This is a genomic window from Methylosinus sp. Sm6, from assembly GCF_019802345.1.
Taxonomy (GTDB): domain Bacteria; phylum Pseudomonadota; class Alphaproteobacteria; order Rhizobiales; family Beijerinckiaceae; genus Methylosinus.
On record NZ_JAINDZ010000090.1, the window covers coordinates 1 to 3,407 of the forward strand.

The 3,407-nt window shown below is 60.1% G+C and carries 3 protein-coding genes and 1 pseudogene; 2 read left to right on the top strand and 2 right to left on the bottom strand.

Annotated features, from left to right (window positions below; translation table 11 throughout):
• On the bottom strand, window positions 1–476 hold a 476-nt coding region (locus K3F48_RS23405; RefSeq protein ID WP_255609721.1), incomplete at its 3' end, for a putative toxin-antitoxin system toxin component, PIN family.
• A 338-nt stretch (window positions 477–814) separates the two neighbouring features.
• Here K3F48_RS23405 and K3F48_RS23410 point away from each other — a divergent pair.
• Both K3F48_RS23410 and K3F48_RS23415 read left to right on the top strand, forming a co-directional pair.
• Complete coding sequence (locus K3F48_RS23410; protein ID WP_222577849.1) at window positions 815–1,930, top strand: RHE_PE00001 family protein; 1,116 nt, start codon at window positions 815–817, stop codon at window positions 1,928–1,930.
• Window positions 1,931–2,570: 640 nt separating this feature from the next.
• Entirely contained in the window at window positions 2,571–2,873 is a 303-nt protein-coding gene (locus tag K3F48_RS23415; RefSeq protein ID WP_222577850.1) for a type II toxin-antitoxin system RelE/ParE family toxin, read from the top strand.
• Between the two features lie 196 nt (window positions 2,874–3,069).
• Here K3F48_RS23415 and K3F48_RS23420 read toward each other — a convergent pair.
• Window positions 3,070–3,258, bottom strand: a pseudogene (locus K3F48_RS23420) (IS6 family transposase); the annotation flags it as partial.
• Window positions 3,259–3,407: the final 149 nt, after the last annotated feature.

Genomic DNA, 3,407 nt, shown 5'->3' on the forward strand with positions numbered 1-3,407 from the left:
CGCCTGATCCTGCCGGCCAAAGCCGGAAATCCCAGTGTCCGCCTCGATCCAGCTACACCACGCTCTGGGACACGATCTCTCTCCGGCGTGAGAACCTCGATCCCAAAGCGCTCTCGCACAAGTCCGAAGTCACGCAAATTGAACGTAACGATCGTCGCGGCCCGCCCATTCACAGCCGCCTCGAGCACGAACTCGTCGCCCGGATCTCGCAATTGCGGCCGCCAAAGGAACCCGATTTCGACCGGTTCGATCAGATCGATGACCGCGTCGAGAAACTGACCGACCTCTTTCGTCGATAGGCCGGCCGCTTTGCTGTGTTCGTCGCGCAGACAGACGGCCTCATATTCGATTGCAAGGGCGGTGCTGGCCAAAAGCTGGACCTGTCCTCGACGCGCAAGCTTGAGAAGCTCGGCGGAGGCTCCGCTTGGGCTTCGGAGTGCTGCGATCAGGGCGTTCGTATCCAGAACCAATCTCATTGCCGCGTGCCTATCATATCGCCCATGATGTTATCAACGGGCTCTTAAAATCGAAATTACAATTTCGATTAATATCAATAAACGATCGTTTGAAAACGCATCCGAAGGCCGAAGTTCGTCGCCGCCATTAGGGGGGCGAGCAGGAGAAAGGCCCGAAAAACCGCCCTTTTCGTCGATTTGCGGGCCGAAAGCTCGCCTCCAGAGCCGTTCCGAGGCTTGCTTTCGGCGTCCGCGGCGACGCATTTTGATCCGGTCGGCGAAAGAGAAAATTGCATCATCTATCACTCAATCTAAGTTCAAGATAAATTGATAATTGTCTTGATTCGCACGGAATTAAAATGGGATTAGATTTTCCCGGCTCGGTTTCATTCGAGCCTCTGCAAGTGCCCTTCGAGAGCGCGTCGGACGCCCTCGCGCGTTTCGACGAGCGACTTCGCTCCAGTCCCGTCGCCGAAGCCTTCGCTCTCCGCGCGCATTTCCACGACGCTTGCGCGGCCTCGTGGCGCGCGGGCGAATTCGTGCAGCTCGAAGATTTGGTGCTTCATGACGCCGGAATGGACGTGCGCACGCCGACGCACGAGCTCGTGCGGGCCCACGCCGTTCTGCTCACGCGTCGTCGCATAGCCGATCGCGAGCCGGAGTGGGCGTTGACGAGCGATGGGCTCGCCAGTTTGCGTGGCGCAGGTCGACCGCGTGGTACGGTGTCCGAGCTGACCACTGGTTCGGGCGCCATGGGCGAAGCGGCGGATCGTGAGCTGGATGATGAAGACGACGAGACGATCATTACAGGAGAATTCGACGAGATCGATGAATTGCTGGCGCGAACGTCACGTGTGATAGAGCGAATCCAGCCGGCGCCGCTTAAGCGGGACGGCTCTGGTTTGGTCTACGACGAAGATTGGGACGAGGAGGCCCGCCTCGCGGAGTGGCGCGAGTGTCTGGGCCGCACCCAGAACCTTCCGCCTTTGATGGCGGCGAGCGTCGCGCTCGATGTTTGGGAGGAGATCGAGCCGTTACAGCGCAGCGCTTGGCTCGGCCCCTTGCTCGCCGCGGCCTTGCTCCGCTCCCGAGGAAAGACACGGCACTGTCTCGCAGCGCTGCATTCGGGGTTTCGACACGCCAAATATCGCCGAGTCGGCCGGGATGATTTGGAAACTCGATTGGTCGCGTTCGCGTGTGCGATCGAAACGATGGCGAAGGCGGACTCGAAGGAACTCGACAGATTGACGCTCGCGCGCGAGCTCCTGCTCAGAAAATGCAAAGGCCGAAGAACGAATTCGAGGATGCCGCAGCTCGTCGATTTGTGTCTCGCTTCGCCGGTCGTCACCGTCCCTCTTGCCGCCAAGGAACTCCGCGTCTCTCAACAAGCCGCCACCACGATGGTCGGCGAACTCTCTTCGAATCTTCGCGAGCTGACAGGACGTGGTCGATACAGGGCGTGGGCTGTTGTCTGAGGGAAGGGAACGCGTCGCCGGAGATCATGCTGGCCGACGCGCCGATTGGAGCAGACAGCGAGTTCCGCTCAGGCGTCCCTACGACATCGTCTGAATGGCGATGCAAGACGAGGAGGTGCGTCCGAGTTCCGACGGCGATCTCGACGGCGGCCTGGGAATGGGACGCGACGACGATCGGGAGACGCACGAAGACGGCGCCGCAGCTTCCTCGACCGCTGCGCACGGATCGAGCGCGACCGACCGACGCGCAAGCCATCGTCAATCCGGGTCAGTTCTCAATGGAAATCCTGGGTCAAATCTCGACGGAAATCGACAGCATAGGCTACCCTTTCGAGAACCAATAGCGGATAGCTGTCTAGTGTCTCAGTGGGATCCTGAATTCTCTAGGTCTCTGGCCTTTTTTGTGGTAGCTTCCAGGGTATGGGAACTCTTACCCTTACGCCTGAGCAACAGGCCTTGTTGCGCACAATCACGCCCTCGGCGACACCGAGCGAGGCGGAGATTGCCGCGTGGCGTGAACTTCCCCGCGACGAGCAGGTGCGCCGCATGCGGCAAGCCCTGACCTCGACAGAGGCCACGACGCCTTCGCGAACGACGATGGCCGAAATTTGGGCCGAGATCGAAAGAGACACACCATCATATGGGTAAGTATCGTCTGTCTGTGCAGGCGGTACAGCAAATCCGCGACATTGGCCGCTTCACCATGGGTCGGTTTGGGGCGTATCAGGCCAGGGCCTACCACGCGGGCCTCGAACGGACCTTCGGTCTGCTTGCCGACTTCCCCAAGATGGGCGTGGCCGCCGATGAACTGTTGACCGGCGGGCGGCGGTTTCGGTTTCAATCCCACGAAATTTTCTACATCGAGGAAGGCGACAGCATCCTCATCCGTGCCGTGTTTCACACCGCGCAGAGCGTCCGCCCTGATCTTTTTGACGAGCGCTGAACCAGTCGAGGAGCGGCTACGCTGAAAGGACTAGCGTAGCGGCGGCTTTCCGTCGCTCCCAGTCCTATCGCTCCGCACAATCTCCGCATCCGTGCGTCGACTGTAAGAAGAGGCTAGCCGCCGCCGGTAGCCCGGCAATCTGAACGCTTTGGAGCTAGCCCCTCGGTAGTCGCGGCGCCGGCTTTCATGACGATCTTTCGAACTCCGGAACGTAGCGCTGAACCCAGCGCATGATGGTCGTATGGGCCAACGACAAACCGCGCTCCGCCATCATTTCCACGAGATCTCGGAAGCTGAGCTTGTATCGCAGATACCAGCGCACGCAGAGAACGATGATTTCGCGATCGAAATGGCGTCCTTTGAAAAGATCGTCCACGCTCAGCATCGCCCATAACCCCAGCGTCACGTTACGCCCACGGAAGCATTATGTCCCGCTCACGCCGTTCGCACCAGAACCATGGCCGCGATCGTCGTCGACTCCAAGCTGTTGCGCTGTTCTCGGGAGCCGCGGAAACGTGACGCTCCACGACCTCC